Origin of the sequence: Pseudomonas sp. CFBP 8770, assembly GCF_014841705.1 — a bacterium.
GTDB lineage: Bacteria > Pseudomonadota > Gammaproteobacteria > Pseudomonadales > Pseudomonadaceae > Aquipseudomonas.
Window position 1 is genome coordinate 219,803 of sequence record NZ_JACYUL010000004.1, and the last position, 22,258, is coordinate 242,060.

At 63.7% G+C, this 22,258-nt stretch carries 15 protein-coding genes; 7 read left to right on the forward strand and 8 right to left on the reverse strand.

Annotated elements, in window-relative coordinates; genetic code table 11:
* Positions 1-6 precede the first annotated feature (6 nt).
* A complete protein-coding gene (gene ychF, locus IFT98_RS10675; RefSeq protein ID WP_122475237.1) occupies positions 7-1,107 on the forward strand; it encodes a redox-regulated ATPase YchF in 1,101 nt (366 codons plus the stop codon).
* Positions 1,108-1,180: 73 nt separating this feature from the next.
* Here ychF and vapC read toward each other — a convergent pair whose 3' ends face one another.
* Complete coding sequence (gene vapC / locus IFT98_RS10680) at positions 1,181-1,591, reverse strand: type II toxin-antitoxin system tRNA(fMet)-specific endonuclease VapC (protein ID WP_192048547.1); 411 nt, start codon at positions 1,589-1,591, stop codon at positions 1,181-1,183.
* Entirely contained in the window at positions 1,591-1,821 is a 231-nt protein-coding gene (gene vapB / locus IFT98_RS10685) for a type II toxin-antitoxin system VapB family antitoxin (RefSeq protein WP_192048549.1), read from the reverse strand. Before vapB ends, vapC begins: the two co-directional genes overlap by 1 nt.
* Before the next feature lie 241 nt (positions 1,822-2,062).
* Here vapB and IFT98_RS10690 point away from each other — a divergent pair, with 241 nt between their 5' ends.
* Positions 2,063-4,135 carry a putative bifunctional diguanylate cyclase/phosphodiesterase gene (locus IFT98_RS10690; RefSeq protein WP_192048551.1) on the forward strand — a complete coding sequence of 691 codons (2,073 nt, stop codon included), beginning with the start codon at positions 2,063-2,065 and terminating at the stop codon, positions 4,133-4,135.
* A gap of 7 nt (positions 4,136-4,142) precedes the next feature.
* On the opposite strand, the gene IFT98_RS10695 is transcribed toward IFT98_RS10690, so the two are convergent.
* Positions 4,143-5,357, reverse strand: coding sequence for an MFS transporter (locus IFT98_RS10695; protein WP_192048553.1), 1,215 nt, complete (start codon positions 5,355-5,357; stop codon positions 4,143-4,145).
* A gap of 228 nt (positions 5,358-5,585) precedes the next feature.
* Between IFT98_RS10695 and IFT98_RS10700 the strand changes: the two genes are divergently transcribed.
* Both IFT98_RS10700 and IFT98_RS10705 read left to right on the forward strand, forming a co-directional pair.
* Positions 5,586-6,455 (forward strand): isocitrate lyase/PEP mutase family protein, encoded by an 870-nt coding sequence (locus tag IFT98_RS10700; protein WP_122475242.1) that lies wholly within the window; start codon positions 5,586-5,588, stop codon positions 6,453-6,455.
* Positions 6,456-6,814: 359 nt separating this feature from the next.
* The gene (locus IFT98_RS10705) at positions 6,815-7,978 is read left to right on the forward strand and encodes a type III PLP-dependent enzyme (protein ID WP_122475244.1); all 1,164 of its coding nucleotides are present in this window, start codon (positions 6,815-6,817) and stop codon (positions 7,976-7,978) included.
* A gap of 43 nt (positions 7,979-8,021) precedes the next feature.
* Here IFT98_RS10705 and IFT98_RS10710 read toward each other — a convergent pair whose 3' ends face one another.
* Together IFT98_RS10710 and IFT98_RS10715 are read right to left on the reverse strand one after the other, a co-directional pair.
* Positions 8,022-8,780 carry a tetratricopeptide repeat protein gene (locus IFT98_RS10710; RefSeq protein ID WP_192048555.1) on the reverse strand — a complete coding sequence of 253 codons (759 nt, stop codon included), beginning with the start codon at positions 8,778-8,780 and terminating at the stop codon, positions 8,022-8,024.
* Positions 8,777-9,457, reverse strand: a complete 681-nt coding sequence (locus IFT98_RS10715; protein WP_192048557.1) for a Fe2+-dependent dioxygenase — start codon at positions 9,455-9,457, stop codon at positions 8,777-8,779. Before IFT98_RS10715 ends, IFT98_RS10710 begins: the two co-directional genes overlap by 4 nt.
* A 205-nt stretch (positions 9,458-9,662) precedes the next feature.
* On the opposite strand from IFT98_RS10715, the gene IFT98_RS10720 reads away from it, so the two are divergent.
* The gene (locus IFT98_RS10720; protein ID WP_192048559.1) at positions 9,663-11,972 is read left to right on the forward strand and encodes a TonB-dependent receptor; all 2,310 of its coding nucleotides are present in this window, start codon (positions 9,663-9,665) and stop codon (positions 11,970-11,972) included.
* 159 nt (positions 11,973-12,131) lie between these two features.
* Entirely contained in the window at positions 12,132-14,657 is a 2,526-nt protein-coding gene (locus IFT98_RS10725; RefSeq protein ID WP_192048561.1) for a PepSY domain-containing protein, read from the forward strand.
* 713 nt (positions 14,658-15,370) lie between these two features.
* On the opposite strand, the gene IFT98_RS10730 is transcribed toward IFT98_RS10725, so the two are convergent.
* The 3 genes from IFT98_RS10730 to ptsP are packed head-to-tail and all read right to left on the reverse strand — an operon-like array spanning position 15,371 to position 20,927.
* On the reverse strand, positions 15,371-17,101 hold the full coding sequence (locus IFT98_RS10730) for a PTS fructose-like transporter subunit IIB (RefSeq protein WP_192048563.1): 1,731 nt from the start codon (positions 17,099-17,101) through the stop codon (positions 15,371-15,373).
* An 11-nt stretch (positions 17,102-17,112) separates the two neighbouring features.
* Positions 17,113-18,054 (reverse strand): 1-phosphofructokinase, encoded by a 942-nt coding sequence (gene pfkB / locus IFT98_RS10735; RefSeq protein ID WP_192048565.1) that lies wholly within the window; start codon positions 18,052-18,054, stop codon positions 17,113-17,115.
* Positions 18,054-20,927, reverse strand: coding sequence for a phosphoenolpyruvate--protein phosphotransferase (ptsP, locus tag IFT98_RS10740; protein ID WP_192048567.1), 2,874 nt, complete (start codon positions 20,925-20,927; stop codon positions 18,054-18,056). Before ptsP ends, pfkB begins: the two co-directional genes overlap by 1 nt.
* Before the next feature lie 334 nt (positions 20,928-21,261).
* Here ptsP and cra point away from each other — a divergent pair, with 334 nt between their 5' ends.
* Complete coding sequence (gene cra, locus IFT98_RS10745) at positions 21,262-22,257, forward strand: catabolite repressor/activator (RefSeq protein WP_192048569.1); 996 nt, start codon at positions 21,262-21,264, stop codon at positions 22,255-22,257.
* The last annotated feature ends 1 nt before the right edge of the window (position 22,258 follow it).

Here is a 22,258-nt window from a genome sequence, read left to right on the forward strand (position 1 = left end):
TTCACCATGGGATTCAACTGCGGCATCGTCGGCCTGCCCAACGTCGGCAAGTCCACCCTGTTCAACGCCTTGACCAAATCCGGGATCGCGGCCGAGAACTTTCCGTTCTGCACCATCGAACCCAACAGCGGCATCGTGCCGATGCCCGATGCGCGCCTGGAAGCACTGGCTGCCATCGTCAATCCCAAGCGCGTGCTGCCCACCACCATGGAGTTCGTCGACATCGCGGGCCTGGTGGCCGGCGCCTCCAAGGGTGAAGGGCTGGGCAACAAGTTTCTCGCCAACATCCGCGAGACAGACGCCATCGCCCACGTGGTGCGCTGCTTCGAAGACGAGAACGTGATCCACGTTTCCAACAGCGTCGACCCCAAGCGCGACATCGAGATCATCGACCTGGAGCTGATTTTCGCCGACCTCGACAGCTGCGAGAAGCAACTGCAGAAGGTTGCGCGCAACGCCAAGGGCGGCGACAAGGACGCGGTGGTGCAGAAGGGCCTGCTGGAGCAGTTGATTGCCCACTTTACTCTGGGCAAGCCGGCCCGCAGCTTGATGCGCACCATGGGTAACGACGAGAAGGCGGTCGTGCGCGGCTTTCATCTGTTGACCACCAAGCCGGTCATGTACATCGCCAACGTGGCCGAAGACGGCTTCGAGAACAACCCGTTGCTGGACGTGGTACGGGTGATTGCCGAAGAAGAAGGCGCGATCGTGGTGCCGGTGTGCAATAAGATCGAAGCCGAGATCGCCGAGCTCGACGACGGTGAAGAGAAGGACATGTTCCTCGAGGCCCTGGGCTTGGAAGAGCCCGGCCTGAACCGCGTGATCCGTGCCGGCTACGAACTGCTCAACCTGCAGACCTACTTCACCGCCGGCGTCGAGGAAGTCCGCGCCTGGACCGTGAAGATCGGCGCCACCGCGCCACAGGCCGCCGGTGTGATCCACACCGACTTCGAAAAAGGCTTCATTCGCGCCGAAGTCATCGCCTACAACGACTTCATCCAGTACAACGGCGAAGCCGGTACCAAGGAAGCGGGCAAATGGCGTCTGGAAGGCAAGGAATACATCGTCAAGGACGGTGATGTGATGCACTTCCGCTTCAACGTCTGAGCCGCCCCGCCACACCGCTTCACGCACATCTCGAAAGCCCCGTCATCGCCCTGCGATGCGGGGCTTTTTGCGTTCAGGCATCAGCCGTTGCCCAGTCCTCGATCCGAAGCCCAGGCACGCGCATGAACTCTTTTGTGTTGTTGCTAACCAGGATCAGCCCTCTGGAGCGAGCGTGTCCTGCGATCATTTGGTCGTAGGAGCCGATTGGCGTACCCAATCGAGCCAGCTCGGCACGCAACTGCCCAGTGTGAGCAGCGGCGCCGTTGTCGTAATCGAGCACCTCCAACCGCGCGGCGAAACTTTCCACCACTTCTAGATTGCGCTGAACGTGCAAGGATTTCTCGGCACCGTAGATCAGCTCCATCAGGGTGACGCTACTGATGCACATCTGGCCGTGGCTACGCTTGAAGGCAGTACGAACGTGTCCGGGACGGTTCTTGATGGTGAAGATGCAGATGTTGGTGTCGAGCATGAATTTCAGCATCAGAATCCGTCGCGCTCCTGGATGGCTGGCTGCTCTCGATCGAGCATGAAGTCGCTGGTCACACCTTCACCCTCGAACCAGCTATCCCATGACTCGCCGGCAGGGGTAAGGATGCGTGTCCGGCCTATGGCGACCACGTCGACTCGCTTGACGCCTTCGGGCAGCGCCAGCGCTTTGGGCAAACGAACGGCCTGGCTTTTGTTGCTCAAGAAGACAGAACCTTGCTCCATGGGTGCACCTCGCTTCAAATCGTGAATCTGCAGTCAATCGCCAGACAATGTATATACCTAATGGATATACATTTCAAATCGATGCGCGACATGTGATCGTCTGACGTCCAACCGGACCTGTTAAAGATAGCGCATGGCCAGCCGACAACCTGTGGACCAGACACGTGCACGGCTTACCGCGCCCTGGTGACCACCCGCTGCCCTCGACCGCGCCGTAGTTCCCCCTAGCAGACGCCACCCCATGAACGAAAATTCCGATGTGATGTACAGGCTGCTCGTACAGGGTGTGGTGGACTATGCGATCTACATGCTCTCGCCGCAGGGCATCGTTTCGAATTGGAACGCCGGGGCGCAGCGGGCCAAGGGGTATCGCGCGGAGGAGATCGTCGGGCAGCATTTTTCGTGCTTCTACACCCCCGCGGACCGCGCTTGTGGCTTGCCGGCGCAGAGCCTGGCGACGGCGCTGGAGGCGGGGCGTTTCGAATGCGAAGGCCAGCGGGTGCGCAAGGACGGCACGCTGTTCTGGACCCATGTAGTGATCGAGCCCATCCATGACGACAGGGGCCAGTTGCTCGGCTTCGCCAAGGTCACGCGCGACATCAGCGAGAAGCGTGCGCGGGACTTGAGCCTGCTGGAAGCCAAGCGCCTGGCGGAAAGTCACAGCGCCGAGATGGCCTCGTTATCGATGTTTCTTGATTCGGTCATCGCCAATATTCCGTCCAGCGTGATCGTGCAGGACGCCGTCTCACGGCAGATCCTGTTGGTGAATCTGCAGGCCGAGCGGCTGTTCGGCAATGCGCGTGAGCAGATGATCGGTCGGCAGTTGGAAGAGTGCCTGGCGCCGGCGTTGAGCGGTTATCTGCGCAGGTTGACCGACCAGTGCGTGCGTACCGAGGGGTTGCACCATGCCCAGAGCCAGCAGCACACGCTGCTGGGCCTGCGGACCTTGCGCAGCAAGACGGTGACCATACGCGGCAAGGAACTGGGCAGCAGTTACGTGCTGCTGATCGTTGAAGACATCACCGACGAAAACGCTGCCCAGGCGCGCATTCGCCACATGGCTCACCACGACAGCCTGACCGGGCTGCCCAATCGGGCGCTGTTTCGCCAACGTCTCGACGAGGCCTTGCGTGAAGACGCCAGCCGCGACCGCGTGACGGCGACCCTGTGCCTGGACCTGGACAACTTCAAGAACGTCAACGATGCCCTCGGCCATGAGTTCGGCGACCGTCTGCTGCGCGCCATCGCCACGCGCCTGCGCGACGTGCTGCGGGTCAAGGATACCTTGGCGCGCCTGGGCGGCGACGAGTTCGCGGTGATTCTCCCCGAACTCAAGAACGGTGAAGACGCGCAGCTCAGCGCGCAACGCTTGATCGACACCATCGAGCCGGCTTTCCTGATCGAGGGCCACAGCCTCTGCGTGGGCCTGAGCGTGGGCATTGCGCTGGCCTCCAGGGATCAGAACACGCCGGAGGAATTGCTGCGCTGCGCCGACATGGCCCTGTATGAGGCCAAGCGCAATGGCCGCCATCGCTACGAATACTTTCATCCACGCATGGATGCCTTGGCGCAGAAGCGCCGCACGGTGGAAAGCGACCTGCGGCAGGCCATCGTCGACAAACAGCTGCATCTGTATTACCAGCCCATCATCGACAAGCGCGACACGCGGATCATTGGCTATGAGGCGCTGATGCGTTGGCAGCATCCGCAACACGGCATGATCATGCCGCTGGATTTCATCGCCATCGCCGAAGAAACCGGGCTGATCCACGAGCTGGGTGCGCTGGCATTGCGCGAAGCCTGCCACGAAGCACAACGCTGGCCGGGCGAGCTGACCGTGGCGGTCAACCTGTCGCCGGTGCAGTTTCGCAACAATGGCCTGGTGGAACTGGTACAGGCAGCGTTGAGCGAGTCGGGCCTGGACGCCGCACGGCTCGAACTGGAGATCACCGAATCGGTGTTGCTGGACAACAACCAGGCCAACATCAGTATCCTGCAGCGCTTGAAAGCCCTGGGTGTGCGCATCGCCCTGGACGATTTCGGCACCGGTTATTCCTCCCTCAGCTACCTGCGCGCATTTGCCTTCGACAAGATCAAGATCGACAAGTCATTCGTGCACGACATGGGTGACAGCAACGAGGCCATCGCCATCATCCGCGCAATCACCGGCATGGGCCGCAGCCTGCAGATGCAGGTCACGGCCGAGGGCGTGGAAAGCGACGAGCAGTTCATGCGACTCAAGGCCGAAGGCTGCTCGCATTTCCAGGGCTACCTGTTCGGCCGCCCGCAGCCGGCCGAGCATCGCGCCCGCTAGCGCTACTCTAAACCGCCTTCCTGGTGCTCGGCAGCAGGATCGTCAGGATGCCGAACAAGGGCAGGAACGAGCAGAGCCAGTACACGTACTCGATGCCGTGAATGTCCGCCAAGTGGCCGAGCAGCGCCGCGCCGATGCCGCCGAAACCGAACATCAGGCCGAAAAACACCCCGGCGATCATGCCTACGTTGCCTGGCACCAGTTCCTGCGCATACACCACGATCGCGGAGAATGCCGACGCCAGAATGAAGCCGATGACCACGCTCAGCACGCTGGTCCAGAACAGGTCGACGTAGGGCAGCATCAGGGTGAACGGCGCCGATCCCAGAATGGAGAACCAGATCACCGCCTTGCGGCCGATCTTGTCGCCGATGGGTCCACCGAAAAAGGTCCCGGCCGCCACAGCGCCGAGGAACAGGAACAGGTGCAACTGCGAACTGGCCACCGACAGGTCGAACTTCTCGATCAGGTAGAAGGTGAAGTAGCTGGTGAAGCTGGCCATGTAGAAATACTTGGAGAACACCAGCAATGCCAGCACCACCAGCGCGGCTTTCACTCGCCCCTTGGACAGACCGTGGCTGGCGCTCTGGCCTGCGCGCGCCTTGAACTGGTTGAGATGGCCACGGTACCAGCGACTGATGGCATACAGCAGCGCCACGGCAAACACCGCGATCAGGCCGAACCAGGCCACATGCCCCTGCCCGAACGGAATGACGATCGCCGCAGCCAGCAGTGGGCCGAACGCCGACCCGGTATTGCCCCCCACCTGAAAGGTGGATTGCGCCAGGCCGAAGCGACCACCGGAGGCCAGCCGCGCCACCCGTGAGGTTTCCGGGTGAAAGGTCGAGGAGCCGATGCCGATCAGCGCCGACGCCAGCAGAATCATCGGGAAGCTGCCGACCATGGACAGCAGCATGATGCCAATCAATGTGCAGACCATCCCGGCAGGCAACAGCAGCGGCTTGGGATGGCGATCGGTATAGAAGCCGATCCAGGGTTGCAGCAGTGACGCGGTGACCTGGAAGGTCAGGGTGATCAGGCCCACCTGGGTGAAGGTCAGCCCGTAGCTGGCCTTGAGCATGGGATAGATCGACGGCAGCACCGCCTGGATCAGGTCGTTGACCAGGTGCGCAAGGGCGCAGGCACCCAGGATGCGCATCACCAGCGGACTGGTCTGGGCAGCGCCTGGCGCGTCGTGGGCGATTGTTGTTGGAGTGGCCATGGGAATTCCGTTTGCAGGCAGGCATGGCCGCACACTCTGCCATTTTGCGTGCGCCGTCGCCAGTTGCCGACGCAGGCGAATCGGGCACGGTGCAATGGCGTCAACGAATACAACTTCGCTCGTGCGGTGATAAACTGGCGCCAGTCACTAAAAACCCATGAAGAATCGATAAAGTTCCAGAAACCCTCCGCATGAGGCACCGGGGTTTCGCCAGAATCAGGAGCGATCATGCCCAAAGTTTCCCACACGGCCCTGCGTCGCCAGTTCCGTGAGCTGCTTGCTTCAAAACAGTGTTATCACACCGCTTCGGTGTTCGATCCGATGTCCGCCCGCATTGCCGCCGACCTGGGCTTCGAGGTCGGTATTCTCGGTGGCTCGGTGGCGTCGCTGCAGGTGCTGGCGGCTCCCGACTTCGCCCTGATCACACTGTCCGAGTTCGCCGAACAGGCCACGCGCATCGGTCGTGTGGCGCAGTTGCCGGTGATTGCCGACGCCGACCACGGCTATGGCAACGCGCTGAACGTGATGCGTACCGTGGTCGAACTGGAACGCGCCGGCATCGGTGCCCTGACCATCGAGGATACCCTGCTGCCGGCGCAGTTCGGTCGCCGCTCCACCGACCTCATCTCGGTGGCCGAAGGGGTCGGCAAGATCCGCGCGGCGCTGGAAGCGCGGGTCGATCCCGAGTTGACCATCGTCGCCCGGACCCACGCCGGGGTGCTTTCGACCCAGGAAGTGATCAGCCGCACCCAGGCCTACCAGGCCGCTGGCGCCGATGGCATCTGCATGGTCGGCGTGAAGGACTTCGAGCACCTGGAACAGATTGCCGAAAACCTCAGTGTGCCGCTGATGCTGGTGACCTACGGCAACCCTGCGCTGCACGACGACGCACGCCTGGCGGCGCTGGGTGTGCGCGTAGTGGTGGATGGCCACGGCGCCTATTTTGCGGCGATCAAGGCGACCTACGACTCGCTGCGCGAACAGCGCCAGCAGTTCAGCAAGAGCACCGACCTGAGCGCCACCGAACTGACCCACACCTACACCCATCCGGAGAGTTACGTGAGCTGGGCCAAGGAATTCATGAACGTGAAGGAGTGACCGACGGGCCAACCCCTCGGGAACATCATGCGGTCATGTGGGTCGGTTAAAAGGGAACCGCTGCAGGAGTGTGCAGCGGTTGCAGTGCCAGCCAACCGAGCAACTTACGAAAACGCGACATTTTTAGTTGCTCTCAAGCCTTCCACGCCCTAAAGTTCGCGCCGACCGTCCATGCTGGAAACGATCCATCCGGCTCAAGTACTGACGACGAGACAACAGGCCATCGGAAAGCAGCTTTCCGTGGCCTTTTTGCTTTCGCCCGACATGCCTTGGGAAGTAGGCGAACCAAAGTGGGGATACAGAGGATGGTCATTTGAGCCCATTTATATTCACGACGTTTGCCACCAGGAGTCCCTAGCATGTCGATCAACGTCGAAGACTACTTCGCACGCGATACCTTCAACAAAATGAAGGCGTTCGCCGACAAGCAAGAAACCCCATTCGTAGTTATCGATACCGCCATGATCAGCAAGGCCTACGATGACCTGCGCGCCGGTTTCGAATTTGCCAAGGTGTATTACGCGGTCAAGGCCAACCCGGCCGTGGAAATCATCGACCTGCTGCGCGACAAAGGCTCGAGCTTCGACATTGCCTCGATCTACGAGCTGGACAAGGTCATGAACCAGGGCGTGGGGCCGGAGCGCATCAGCTACGGCAACACCATCAAGAAGTCCAAGGACATCCGCTACTTCTACGACAAGGGCGTGCGCCTGTACGCCACCGACTCCGAAGCCGACCTGCGCAACATCGCCAAGGCCGCGCCGGGCTCGAAGGTCTACGTACGGATCCTCACCGAAGGCTCGACCACGGCCGACTGGCCGCTGTCGCGCAAGTTCGGCTGCCAGACCGACATGGCCATGGACCTGTTGATCCTGGCGCGCGACCTGGGCCTGGTGCCGTACGGCATCTCCTTCCACGTGGGCTCGCAGCAGCGTGACATCAGCGTCTGGGACGCGGCGATCGCCAAGGTCAAGGTGATCTTCGAACGCCTCAAGGAAGAAGACGGCATCGTTCTCAAGCTGATCAACATGGGCGGTGGCTTCCCGGCCAACTACATCACCCGCACCAACAGCCTGGAAACCTATGCCGAGGAAATCATCCGTTTCCTCAAGGAAGACTTCGGTGACGAGCTGCCGGAAATCATCCTCGAGCCGGGCCGTTCGCTGATCGCCAACGCCGGCATTCTGGTCAGTGAAGTGGTGCTGGTGGCGCGCAAGTCGCGTACCGCGGTAGAGCGCTGGGTGTACACCGACGTGGGCAAGTTCAGCGGGCTGATCGAAACCATGGACGAGTCCATCAAGTTCCCGATCTGGACCGAGAAGAAAGGCGAGATGGAAGAGGTGGTGATCGCCGGGCCGACCTGCGACAGCGCCGACATCATGTACGAGCACTACAAGTACGGCCTGCCGTTGAACCTGGCCATCGGCGACCGCCTGTACTGGCTGTCCACCGGCGCCTACACCACCAGCTACAGCGCGGTGGAATTCAACGGCTTCCCGCCCTTGAAATCGTTCTATGTCTGAATGCACCTGAGGCTTGCGGGTAGCCTTGGGGCTGCCCGTGGTTCTACTGCTCCAGCGCTTGCAAGCGCTGCGCGAAGAGGCCGGCCATCGCCCTGATGGCCGGCTGCCTGGCCTGCTCCAGCACCTTCAAGCTGCTGCGCAGGAAATTCGCGTTCCCCCCTTCGAGAGCCCGCTGCAGCCAGATCAGTGCGGTATCGACGTCGCCTTCCTCTGCCAGCATCGCGGCATGGCTGAATTGCCCGCGGAAGTCTCCCGCTTGCGCTGAACGCATGTACCAGACCTGCGGCCTGGGCAGATCGGCGCCCGCCACCAGCCCCTGTTCCAGGTAACGCCCTACCAGATTCATGGATTTGGCGTGGCCCATGGTGGCCGCCTGCAGATAGCAGGCGAACGCTCGCGGGTGGTCGAGTGCCACGCCGCGTCCGGTACCCAGCAGATTGGCCAGGTTGTACAGGCCCCAATCGAGCCCGGCCCGTGCGGCGTACAGGTAATGGCCGGCGGCACGTTCGGCACTGGCCTCGCAGCCCCAACCGTGTTCGTGGCAGCGACCGAGCATGTTGTGCGCCATGGCATGGCCTCGGCCGGCTGCGATGGCAAACCATTTCAGTGCAAGCACTGCATCACGTTCGATACCGCGGCCATCGAGCAGGATCTGCCCGAGCAGTGCCTGGGCATCGATCACGCCCTGCCCCGCAGCGATCACCAGCGCCTGGGCGGCCTTGCGCGGTTCGGCGGCGAGCATCGTCTTCAGTTGCTCATTGTCCAGCACCTCCAAGCGGCGCAGGCTGAAGTCGGCACTCATACATCCACCCAGCGCCGCAGCAGGTTGTGGTAGGTGCCGGTGAGTTGAATCAGCGAGGGGTGCTCGGGGACGTCGCGGCTCAACTGCTGGATTGCCCCGTCCATCTCGAACAGCAGCGCCCGCTGGCTGTCTTCGCGCACCAGGCTTTGCGTCCAGAAGAACGACGCGAAGCGCGCGCCGCGGCTGACCGCACGCACCTTGTGCAGGCTGGTGGCCGGGTACAGCAGCAGGTCGCCGGCCGGCAGCTTGACTTCGCGGGTACCGAAGGTGTCCTGGATGACCAGTTCGCCGCCTTCGTAGTCCTGCGGATCGCTGAAAAACAACGTCGAGGACAGGTCGGTGCGTACCCGTTCGATGCTGCCCTTGGCTTGGCGTACGGCATTGTCGATGTGAAAATCGAAACTTCCGCCTGCGGTGTAGCAGTTGATCAGCGGTGGAAACACCTTGTTCGGCAATGCCGCCGACATGAACAACGGGTTGGCCCAAAGTCGTTCGAGCAGCGCTGCGCCAATCTCCATCGCCAGCGGATGGCCTTCGGGCAGTTGCAGGTTGTGCTTGGCCTTGGCCGACTGATGGCCTGCCGTCATCCGCCCATCCGCCCAATCGGCCTGCTCCAGGGCCTGGCGAATGCGCAGCACTTCGTCAGGCGCGAACAATCCGGGAATGTGTAGGAGCATGGGAAGTCACCGCAAGCCAAGGGGCAGCAATGGTATTGATTCCCATTGCCGGAACACAAGCGCGCATGTCCTGAAATGCAGACAAAACCGTCGACCAAATTGTAAAGAATGTAAACGGCTCTCGAATAGCAATATTTCGCAATTGCTACAAATATGCAGTTACATTATGCTCCGCCGCCTCATAACCTTGGGGAAGGTTTCCACCATGACGCGCCAACACCACTTCATTCCGGTCTCATCGCCACGGCTGCTGGCCTCTGCCATCGGCATGGCCCTGGGCGCTACCTGCGCCGCGCCAACGGCACAGGCGGCGCCGGCCAACGAGGCCAAGGGCGCCTCGGTATCGCTCGGCGCCACCAGCATCACCGGCGACGCTCAGGAGCCGACGTCCTACCAGGTCGAGCGCGCCTCGTCCGCCAAGTACACCGCGCCGCTGGTCGATACGCCGCGCTCGGTGACCGTGGTGCCGCAACAAGTGATCAAGGACACCGGCGCGCTCAATCTGCAGGACGCCTTGCGTACGGTACCGGGCATCACCTTCGGCGCCGGCGAAGGCGGTAACCCGCAGGGCGACCGACCCTTCATCCGCGGTTTCGACGCACAGGGCGACACTTACCTGGACGGCGTACGCGATGCCGGCGCGCAAAGCCGGGAAATCTTCGCCGTGGAATCCATCGAGGTCAGCAAGGGCCCCAACTCGGCCATCGGCGGCCGTGGCGCTGCGGGCGGCACCATCAACCTGGTGAGCAAGAAAGCACATCTGGGCGACTCACTGGATGGCGGTTTCACCTGGGGCTCGGACCAGACCCAGCGTTATACCCTGGATGGCAACTACCAATTCAGCGACAGCGCCGCCGGGCGACTCAACCTGATGAGCCACCAAAGCAACGTGGCCGGCCGCGACCAGGTCGACTACGACCGCTGGGGCATTGCGCCGTCGCTGGCCTTCGGCCTGGGCACCGGGACGCGGGTCTTCCTCGACTATTACCACTTGGAGAGCGACGACCTGCCCGACTCGGGCATTCCCTACAGCATTCCGGCAGCGGGCAACGCCGGCCGCACCTCGGCCAATCCGGACAAGCCTGAGGACGGTGGCAGCAGCAGCAACTTCTATGGCCTGAGCGACCGTGACTTCCGCAAGACGCGCAGCGACATCGCCACCTTCGCGATCGAGCACGACCTCACCGATGCCTTGACCGTGAAAAACACCCTGCGCCATGGCAACACCATGCAGGACTACATCCTCACCCAACCCGACGACAGCCAGCGCAACGTCAACAACGGCAGTGTCTGGCGCCGCGCCAACAGCCGCGTCGGCAACACCGCGACCACCACCAACCAGACCGATCTGTTCGGTGATTTCTACCTCGGCGGGTTGAAGAACAGCTTCTCCACCGGCATCGAATTCAGCCGCGAAGACAGTGACCGCAGTTCCTACACCGTCAACACCGACACCACGCCGCGCACCGCCGGCGCGAGCACCAACTGCACTCCGGGCAGCATCGTTTCCAGCGGCTACAACTGCACGTCGCTGGCCAACCCCAATCCGGACGACCCTTGGAGCGGCGCCATTGCCCGCAACTACGCCGGCACTGACACGTCCAGCAAAACGCGGGCGATCTACGTGTTCGACACGCTGGAGTTGAGTCCGCAATGGCAGGTGAACGCCGGCCTGCGCTACGACCACTTCGAAACCGACTACCGCACCTTCACCGCCGCCGGTGCCACCACGGCCAAGAGCAAGGACACCAGCGAATTCGTCACCGGCCAACTGGGGCTGGTGTGGAAACCCGCCGAGAACGGCAGCGTGTACGTGTCCTACGCCACCTCGGCCACCCCACCCGGTTCGCTGGTGGGCGAAGGCATGGAAGGCAACCCGCTGGGCGGCGCTCCGGATCGCGCGGGCAACCTGCTGAGCAGTGATCTTGAGCCCGAAGAAACCACCAACTACGAAGTCGGCACCAAATGGGACCTGCTCGACCAGCGCCTGTCGCTGACCGCCGCGCTGTTTCGCACCGAGAAAGAAAATACCCGCGTGCAGACCAGCACGTTCGCCTATGAGAACGCTGGCAAGACCCGAGTCGATGGCCTGGAGTTGTCGGCGTCCGGCAAGCTTACCGAGCAATGGCAGGTGTTCGCCGGCTACAGCTACCTGCAGGCGCGCGTGGTCGACAACGGCCCGCTGGGCGCGGCCAACGATGGCAATCAGATGCCCAATACGCCAAACAACAGCGCCAGCCTGTGGACCACCTATAACCTGACGCCCAAGCTGACCATCGGCGGGGGCGCCTTCTATGTCGACGACGTGTTCGGCAATGTCGCCAACACCACCATGGTCGACAGCTACGTGCGCCTGGATGCCATGGCCAGTTACAAGATCAACAAGCATTTCGACGTGCAGCTGAACGTGCAGAACCTGGCCGACAAGACCTACTACGACAAGGCGTTCAGCACCCATTTCGCCAACCAGGCGGCGGGACGCACGGCGCTGCTGAGCACCAACTTCCACTTCTAGCGATTGCGCATCGGTTACTGCGCCCCGCTCGTTTCGACGACGCGGGGCGTTTCCCGTCGCAACGGCAATGAATGGAATCGGTGCGCCTGAGACTGATTCTCAGCCAGTGCTGCATAATGCCGTCTGCCCTCCTTTCGATCGGCCCGCTCAAGGTGATTCGTGTTCAAGAACGTCCTCTTCCAGTTGCACTGGTTTTTCGGCATCACCGGCGGCCTGGTGCTGGCCCTGATGGGTCTCACCGGAGCCAGCTACTCGTTCGAGGATGAGATCCTGCGCGCACTCAATCCGCAGACCCTTAACGTGCAGATTCGCGAGACCGGCATCCTGCCTGCTGCGCAGTTGGTGGAAATTCTCGAGCAGCGGCAAGGCAGCAAGGTCGCTGCACTGCGCGTGGATCTGGTCGACGGCAGCGCCGCACGGGTGTCGTTCACCCCGCCGCCAGGGCAACGTCGAGGGCCTTCGGCCTATTTCGATCCGTACACCGGGGAGCTGCAGGGCGATGTGGTCGGCGAAGGCTTCTTCGACTTGATGCTGGATCTGCATCGCTTCCTGGCCATGGGCGCGACGGGCCGGCAGATCACCGCCGCCTGCACCTTGATGCTGGTGTTCTTCTGCCTTTCCGGCCTGTATCTGCGCTGGCCGCGCAAGGCGCTGCAATGGCGCACGTGGCTGACCCTGGACTGGGCCAAGAAGGGTCGCGCCTTCAATTGGGACCTGCATGCGGTGTTCGGCACCTGGTGCCTGCTGTTCTATCTGCTGGCGGCCCTGACCGGCCTGACCTGGTCTTACCAGTGGTTCGGCAATGCGGTGAACAGGATGCTCTCCGACAACCCCGCTGCCCAGCGCATGGAGCGGCGCACCGCGTCTTCTGCCGATGTGGCACCCATGGTGGACTACGACGCGCTGTGGGCCAGCATCCAGGGCGCGGTCGGTCCACAATTGAGCGTGGTCAACATGCGTATTCCGGGCAATGTCGGCCTGCCAGCGACGGTGTTCTACCTGCGCACGGATTCGCCCCATGATCGTGCCTTCGGCCTGCTCAGCCTCGACCCCACTACCGGTCAGGTCAAGGACATCCAGCGCTATGAGGACAAGTCGCTGAAGGCGCAACTGCTGACCAGCATCTACGCCCTGCATGTGGGTAGTTATTTCGGCCTGGTCGGTCGTATCCTGATGATGCTGGCGAGCCTGACAATGCCGTTGTTCCTCATCACGGGCTGGCTGCTGTACCTGGATCGGCGTCGCAAGAAGCGCCAGGTACGCCTGGCCCGCGGCGCCTTGCACCAGCAGGACGAAACATCGGCTGGTTGGTTGATCGGGTTCGCCAGCCAGAGCGGTTTCGCCGAGCAACTGGCGTGGCAAACCGCCGGGCAACTGCAGTCGGCCGGTCAGAACGTGCGTGTCCGCGCCTTGGGCGAGGTGGATGAAGCGCAGCTGCGGCAGGCCGACAAGGCGTTGTTCGTGGTCAGCACGTTCGGCGACGGCGAGGCACCCGACACCGCGCGCGGCTTCGAGCGCAAGGTGCTCGGCAGTGCTTGTGCCCTGCCCGGCTTACGTTACGCCGTGCTGGCCCTGGGTGACCGGCAATACCAGCAGTTCTGCGGCTTCGCTCATCGTCTGGACCAATGGCTCGATGCCCGTGGCGCCCAGCCGCTGTTTGCCTCGATCGAGGTCGACAACGCCGACCCGGCAGCCTTGCAGCACTGGCAGCAGCAATTGAGCGGGCTGACCGGGGGCGTCACCCAGGCCGTGTGGCAGGCACCGGTGTTCAGCCCTTGGACCTTGCTCGAACGCCAGCTGCTGAATCCGGGGAGTGAAGGCGCGGCGGTCTATCGCATTGCCTTGCACAATCATGGCGAGGTGCAGTGGCAGGCTGGCGATCTGGTCGACGTGCTGCCGCGCAACAGTTGCGCGGGCATAGAACAGTGTTTGTCGGGGCTGGGGCTGCAGGCGTCGGCAATGGTTGCGGTCGATGGTCTGCAAGAGCCGCTTGGCCAGGCGTTGGCCAGTCGCCAACTGCCGGCCAGTCGCGGGCATCTGGTCGGTCTGCATGCACAGGCGCTGGTGGATGCGCTGATTCCTCTTGCCGCACGCGAGTACTCCATTGCTTCGCTGCCCAGCGACGGCCGGCTGGAATTGATCGTGCGCCAGGAGCGCCACGTCGACGGCAGCCTGGGCCTGGGGTCGGGATGGCTGACCGAACACGCCCAGCTGCACGGCGCGGTCAGCTTGCGTTTGCGGCGCAACGCCGGCTTTCATCTGCCGCAGGAACCGGTACCGGTGATTCTGCTGGGCAACGGCACGGGGCTGGCTGGCTTGCGCAGCTTGCTCAAGGCGCGCATCGAACAGGGTCAGCGGCGCAATTGGTTACTGTTCGGCGAACGTAACCGGAACCATGATTTCCTGTGCGCGGATGAGTTGCTGAGGTGGCTGGCAAGCGGTGACCTGGCGCGACTGGATCTGGCGTTTTCGCGCGATCAGACGCACAAGGTGTACGTGCAGGATCGGTTGCGCGAGGCCGGTGAGGTGTTGCTGCAGTGGGTGGAGGATGGCGCGGTGATCTATGTGTGCGGCAGCCTGCAGGGAATGGCCAGCGGCGTGGATGAAGTGTTGACGCAGATACTGGGCCGCGAACGCCTGGACGACCTGATCGAAACCGGCCGCTACCGCCGCGACGTCTACTGACCCATCGCGCGTACCGCCGACGCGGCTCGCGCCGCTGCTACAGGGGCTGCGGTGTGCCCCCCTTTGTAGAAGCGGCGCAAGCCGCGTCGGCGATGCATGCGGTGTATCGAACACATCGAGGTGAAACCGCACACGGCATGCGGCGTGCCCGCCCCATCCAAGCTGATCGCGCCCCTGTAGCAGCGGCGCAAGCCGCGTCGGCGATGCATGCGGTGTATCCGCCTCACCGCGATGAAACCGCACACGGCATGCGGCGTGCCCACCCCATCCAAGCTGATCGCGCCCCTGTAGCAGCGGCGCAAGCCGCGTCGGCGGTACATGCGGTGTATCAGCCTCACCTCGATGAAACCGCACACCGCATGCGGTGTGCCCACCCCATCCAAGCTGATCGCGCCCCCTGTAGCAGCGGCGCAAGCCGCGTCGGCGGTGCCTGCGGTGTATCAGCCTCACCGCGATGAAACCGCACACCGCGTGCGGCGTGCCCACCCCATCCAGGCCGATCGCGCCCCTGTAGCAGCGGCGCAAGCCGCGTCGGCGGTGCATGCGGTGTATCAGCCTCACCGCGATGAAACCGCACACGGCATGCGGCGTGCCCACCCCATCCAGGCCGATCGCGCCCTCTGTAGCAGCGGCGCAAGCCGCGTCGGCGGCACATGCGGTGTATCGGGTTCACCACGGTGAGGCCGGGCGCGGCTTGCGCCGCTGGTACGGGATCAGGCCTTGACCGGTTCTACGGCAATTTCCTGGACCTCAGGTTTCTTGATCACTGCGTACACCACCGCCGTCAGCAGGGCCCCGGCAACGATGGCCAGCAGATACAGCAAGGCATGGTTGATCGCGTTGGGAATCAGCAACACGAACAGCCCACCGTGCGGCGCCATCAGCTTGCAGCCGAAGTACATCGACAATGCGCCGGTCAACGCGCCACCGACCAGGCTCGCCGGGATCACCCGCAGCGGATCCTTGGCAGCGAACGGTATGGCGCCTTCGGAAATGAAGCACAGCCCCAGCACCAATGCCGCTTTGCCAGCCTCACGTTCGGTCTGGGCAAACTTGCGCCGGGCCAGGAACGTGGCCAGGCCCAAGCCAATCGGCGGCACCATGCCGGCAGCCATGGTCGCGGCCATCGGCGCGTAGCTCTGCGAGGCCAGCAGCCCTACCGAAAACGCGTACGCCGCCTTGTTGATCGGTCCGCCCAGGTCGACGCACATCATCGCCCCCAGCAGCACACCCAGCAGCAACGCATTGGTCGTGCCCATGCTGTCGAGGAAGGTGGTCAGCCCAGCGAGCATGCCGGCCACCGGTTTGCCCACCACGTAGATCATCACTAGGCCAGTGAACAGGCTGGCCAGCAGCGGAATGATCAGGATCGGCTTGAGCGCTTCCAGGCTCGCCGGCAGGCGCGCATAGCGGTTGATCGCCTTGGCGGCGTAACCGGCGATGAAACCGGCCGCGATACCGCCGATGAAACCCGCACCCAGCGTGCTCGCCAGCAAACCACCGATCATGCCCGGCGCAAGTCCCGGACGGTCAGCGATGGAATAAGCGATGTAACCCGCGAGCAACGGCACCATCAGCTTGAACGCCGCTTCGCCACCGATCTGCATCAACGCCGCTGGCAAGGTGCCGGGCTCCTTGAACGCCTCGATACCGAACACAAAGGACAGCGCGATCAGCAAACCGCCTGCCACCACCATCGGCAGCATGAACGACACACCGGTCAACAGATGCTTGTAGACGCCGGTCTTTTCCTGCTTCTTGGGCGCACCGGCAGCGCCGCCGGTGGACTCCACTTCACCTTCGGCCAAGGCCTTGTTCAGCGTGGCCTGGGCCTGCTTCAAAGCGATACCGGTGCCGCAGCGATAGATCTTCTTGCCGGCAAAGCGCTCGGTAGCCACTTCGATGTCGGCGGCCAGCAGCACCACGTCAGCTTCGTCGATGGCCTGCACGCTCAACGGATTGCGCGCACCCACCGAACCCTGGGTTTCAACCTGCAGCTCATAACCCAACTGCTTGGCGCCCTGCTGCAATGCCTCGGCCGCCATGAACGTGTGCGCCACCCCGGTCGGGCAAGCGGTGACCGCTACCAGCCGTGGCGCGCGCGACGCTGCCGCGGCGGCTGCCGGGGCGGCGGCATAGGACTTGGCCTGATCGGCGGCCTGGCGCAGGAAGCCGTCGACGTCCTGCAGGGCGTGGGCCGGGCTGCTCTGGAACAGACGCTTGCCGACGAAGCGGCTCAGGTCCATGGCGCCGGTGTTGACCACCAGCACCCAATCCGCGTTCTCGATATCGGCTGCGCTCAGGCGCAGTTCCGGGTGTTGCGGGTCGAACACTTCAACGAAGGTGGTCCAGCCCTGGCGACGGGCCGCAGCGTCGAGCAGACGTGCGCTCAAGACGCTGGACACCCGCCCGCTGGGGCACGCGGTGACAATAGCTAGTTTCATCTTCAACCCTCTTATTGTTCTGTCAGCGGACGTACGCTGACGCCGCTTTCAAGCCGCGCCAGGTGCGCGGCATCACTGATTCCGAAGCCGATCTGCGTCACCGCCATGGCGGCGATCGCCGTGGCCATGCGCAGGCTGTGTTCCGGCGCCTGCTCGCTGAGCAGACCGTGCACCAGCCCGGCCAGCAGCGAGTCCCCGGCACCCACGGTACTGGCGACCTCGACGGTGGGCGGCAAGGCCTGCAATGCCAGGCCGGCGGCGAACCAATTGACGCCGCGTTCGCCCTGCGAGATCACCACATTGGCGACACCGTCAGCCAACAGGTGCTGCGCCGCAGCCGCTTGCTCGGCCGGCGTTTCCACGGAACTGCCGAGCACCTCGGTAAGCTCGTGGGTATTGGGCTTGATCAGCCATGGACGCGTCTTCAAGCCCGCGCGCAAGGCAGCCCCGCTGGTATCGAGTGCTACCTTCAAGCCCATGTGAGCAAGCTGTTCGAGCAGTGCCTGAAACCATTCAGGGCTCACCCCACGCGGCAGGCTGCCGGCCACCACGACAGCATCGTGACCCGCTGCAATGTCGTGCAGGCGTGCCAGCAGGGCGGCCTGGGCCTGGTCGTCGACCACCGGGCCCGGACCATTGAGGTCGGTGACCCGGCCACTGCGTTCGGCCAGCTTGATGTTGCTGCGCGTCTCGCCCGGTACGCGAATGAACGCATCGGTGAAACCGCGTTGAGCGAACAAGGCCTCGAACGGTTTCGGGTTGGCCTCGCCCAGAAAGCCGCTCACCGTCACCTGATGGCCGAGGTCGGCCAACACCTGGGCAACGTTGAGGCCCTTGCCGGCGGCGTGCCGGTGCAAGGCATTGCTGCGATTGACTTCGCCCAGTTCCAGCCCGTCGATTTCCACGGTCAGGTCCAACGCCGGATTGAGCGTCAGGGTCAGGATGCGTGCCATCAAGATTTCTCCACCAGGGCACGTACCTGCGCAGCGGTGCCCAGCCCGAGCGCATGCCGGGCCAATTGTTGCGCGTGGCTGAGCGTCAGCTCGCGCACCCCCGCCTTGACCTCGGCGATGCTGCGCGCCGAGACACTCAATTCATCCACGCCCAGCCCGACCAGCAACGGCACCGCCAGCGGGTCGGCTGCCAGTTCGCCGCACACGCCCACCCACTTGCCGTAGTCGTGCGCCGCACGCACGGTGATGTCGATCAGTTGCAGCACCGCGGGGTGCAGGCCATCGGCCTGGGCCGAGAGGGTCGGGTGACCACGGTCGATGGCCAGCGTGTACTGGGTCAGGTCGTTGGTGCCGATGCTGAAGAAGTCGACCTCGCGGGCCAGCACCGGGGCCAGCAATGCCGCCGACGGCACCTCGATCATGATGCCCAGCTGCAGGTCCTTGACCGGAATCTCGCGGCGCACGCGCTCGGTCATGTCCTTGGCCTGGCGCCACTCTTCGAGGCTGCCGACCATGGGGAACATGATCCGCAACGGGCGGTTGTCGGCAGCGCGCAGCAGGGCGCGCAGCTGGCCTTCCATCACGTCGGGGCGCTGCAGGGTCAGGCGAATGCCGCGCACGCCCAGGAACGGATTCTCTTCCTTGTCGATCGGCCAGTACGGCAAGGGCTTGTCGCCGCCCACATCGAGCGTGCGCACCACCAACGGCCGCCCTTGCAGGCCATCGAGCACGCGGCGGTACTCGGCTTCCTGCACCGCCTCGTCCGGGGCTTGCGAATGGGCCATGAAAATCAGCTCGGTGCGCAGCAGGCCAACGCCTTCGGCGCCCTGCTCCACGGCCTTGGCGACACCGGCGCTTTCGCCGATGTTGGCGAACACTTCCACCGCGTGCCCGTCGAGGGTGACGGCGCTCTCCATGCGTCGCTCGGCTGCCGCCTGCAGGCGCTGTTCGCGACGGTCACGGTCGGCCAGCGCCTGTTCCAGCACCTCGGGCGCCGGGGCCACGGTCAGCAGGCCGCGCTGGCCGTCGATCAACAGCGCCGTGCCGGCGGCAATCTGCAACACCGCCTCGCCTGCGCCAACCACGGCAGGAATACCGAGGGCACGCGCGACGATGGCGCTGTGCGCAGTGGCGCCACCGCGGGCGGTAAGAATCCCGGCCACGCGGGTCGGGTCCAGACGGGCAACGTCGGATGGACCCACCTCGTCCATTACCAGGATGTAGGCTTGCTTGGGTTCTTCCAGCGTGGGCACGCCACACAACTGCGCCAGCACGCGGCGGCCGATGTCGCGCAGATCGGCTGCACGCTCCGCCAGCAGGGCATCCTGCAGCGATTCCTGCTGCACCGCGGCCGCTTCGATCACCGTGTTCCAGGCCGCGGCAGCGCTTTCGCCCTGCTGCAGGCGGGCAGCGACTTCATCGGTCAGGGCCGGGTCGTCGAGCATTTCCTGGTGAGTGACGAAAATTTCGCGGATGGCTGGCGCCTGGGCGCGCTGGATCAACCCATCGATGTCCTGACGGACCTGGCCGAGGGCGGCTTGCAAGCGCTCACGCTCAAGCGCCACGGACTCGCCGCGCTGGGGAAATTCGAAATCGTGCAGCACCTGGATGTGCGCCGGGCCCATGGCGATCCCGGGGGCAGCGGCGACACCCTGCACCTGCGCGCCCGTGCGTGGCGCCTGTGGCTTGACCTTGGCCGCCTTGGTCACAGCGGGCTGCGCAGGCGCAGCCTCGGTCACGGTTGGCAGCGGTTCCACTTCCTCGCCGAGGCCCTCCTCGATGGCCGCCAGCAACGCCGGCAAGGCGTCGCCGGCAATGGTCGGCTCGGCGACCAGTTCCAGGGTCTGACCGCGCTGCGCACCCAGGCTGAGCAGCTTGCTCAGGCTCTTGGCAGACACCGCGAGGCCGCCGGACTCGACCACCCGCAAGCGGATCTCGCCTTCGAAGCTCTTGGCCAGCTGCGCCAGGATCTTTGCCGGGCGTGCGTGCAGGCCATGTGCGTTGGCCAGCACGATGCGTGCGCTGGGCCAGTCGGCAGGCAGCTCGCCGCCCAGCGCTTCGAGCACGGCCCGGGTGCTGGTGGCAGCGCCCAATTCGTTGCCGCGGCCTTCGATGAGCAACGCGCACAGGCGTTCGAGCAACGCCTGGTGAGCTTCGCCCAGGCTGGCCAGGCAGAACAGCCCGGTCAGGGGCTGGCCCAGGTAGCGCAGGGGTTTGTCGGGGGTCACGAAGGCCAGGCCCGGACGCTTCACGGTCTGTTCGCTGTGCAACCACCACAAGCCATCGCCCAGCGGCAAGGCTTCGACTTGCTGAAGCAGCGCGGCAAAACCATTGCTCACGCAGTCGGCCTGGCGCAGCAAACGCGCACCACGCCAGACCAGTTCCTCGAAATCTTCGGCCATCACACTCAGGCCGATCATCTGCGCATCCAGCGCCAATTCCTGCGGCGCTCCTTGCAGCAGCTTCAGCAGCGCGGGTGCATCGGTGGCCTGGCGCAGCGCTTCACCCAGATCGGTTTCACCCAGCGCGCGGGTCAGCAGTTGCAACAGGCGCAGGTGTTCGTCGGACTTGGCGGCGATGCCGATGGCCAGATAGACCTTCTGGCCGTCACCCCAATCCACGCCTTCGGGAAATTGCAGCAGGCGCACGCCGGTAGTGAACACCAGGTCACGGGTGTCGGGCGTACCGTGGGGAATGGCGATGCCTTGGCCCAGAAAGGTCGAGCCTTGAGCTTCACGCGCCTGCAGGCCGGCCAGGTAACCTTCGGCAACCAGACCATCGGCAACCAGTTTGTCGGCGAGCAATTGCAGGGCGGCGGGTTTATCCACGGCGCTCTGGCCCATGGATATCTGCTCTATAGTGAGCTCCAGCATTGCCTCTCTCCTTTACAGCGGCGGCAGCGCGCTGAGGTATTGTTGTGAAGTGTGAGCATAGAGCATCGAGGTGCGCGCTCTGTACTCTCGATGGGTCCGGCCTGCGTTGCCGAGGGTAAGGATGAGACCTCGACAAGAGATGTTTTACGGCAGGAAACACGCAGGCTGAAACGTTTAATCTAGAATGCAGCGCACGTTACTCGATAATCTTCGATGATTGAAGTCCAACCTGTCGGTTACGTTGCCTGAACTTAGCCTGGCGCCACCCGACAAACGATGAATGAGCGCGCTTCAATGCCTCGGCATGGGCGCGACGACACTAAGGAATCAACGGTTGAAACTCAGCGATATTGCTCGCCTGGCTGGCGTCTCGGTCACCACTGCCAGTTACGTCATCAATGGCAAGGCCGCTCAACAGCGCATCAGCAAGGCGACGGTGGCGCGCGTCGAGGCCATCGTCCAGGAACAGGGCTTCACCCCCAACCCCCAGGCTGCCGGGCTGCGCAGTCGGCACACGCGTACGTTGGGCTTCATCCTGCCAGACCTGGAAAACCCCAGCTACGCGCGCATCGCCAAGCTGCTCGAGCAAGGTGCCCGCGCCCATGGTTACCAGCTGCTGATCGCCAGCTCCGACGACGATGCCGCCAGCGAGCGGCAACTGCTGCAACTGTTTCGCGCCCGTCGTTGCGACGCGCTGTTCGTTGCCAGTTGCCTGCCGGCCAGTGACGACAGCTACCGTGAATTGCAGGCCAAGGGCACGCCGGTGATCGCCATCGACCGGATGATGGACCCGGCGCAGTTCTGCTCGGTGATCAGCGATGACCGCAACGCCAGCCTGCAATTGACGCAAAGCCTGCTGCTGCCCAAGCCTCGACACATCGCCTTGATCGGCGCACGGCCGGAGCTGAGCATCAGCCAGGCGCGAACCGAAGGCTTCAATACTGCGCTGGCGGACTTCGATGGCAAGGTGCTGGTCGAGCACAGCGAATACTTCAGTCGCGAAGGGGGCCAGCACTCCATGCAGGCCTTGCTCGACAAGCTTGGCCACCTTCCCGATGCGCTGGTGACCACCTCCTACGTGCTGCTGCAGGGCGTGTTCGATGTGCTGCAGGAGCGGCCGCTGGATTCCCAGGCAGTGCACCTGGGCACGTTCGGCGACACCCAACTGCTGGACTTCCTGCCGCTGCCGGTCAACGCCATGGCCCAGCAGCACAACATGATCGCCAGCAAGGCATTGGAACTGGCACTCGCCGCCGTGGAACAAAAGCAGTACGAGCCCGGCGTGAATGCCTTGGCCCGGACCTTCAAACAGAGGATTCACGAGGCCTGAT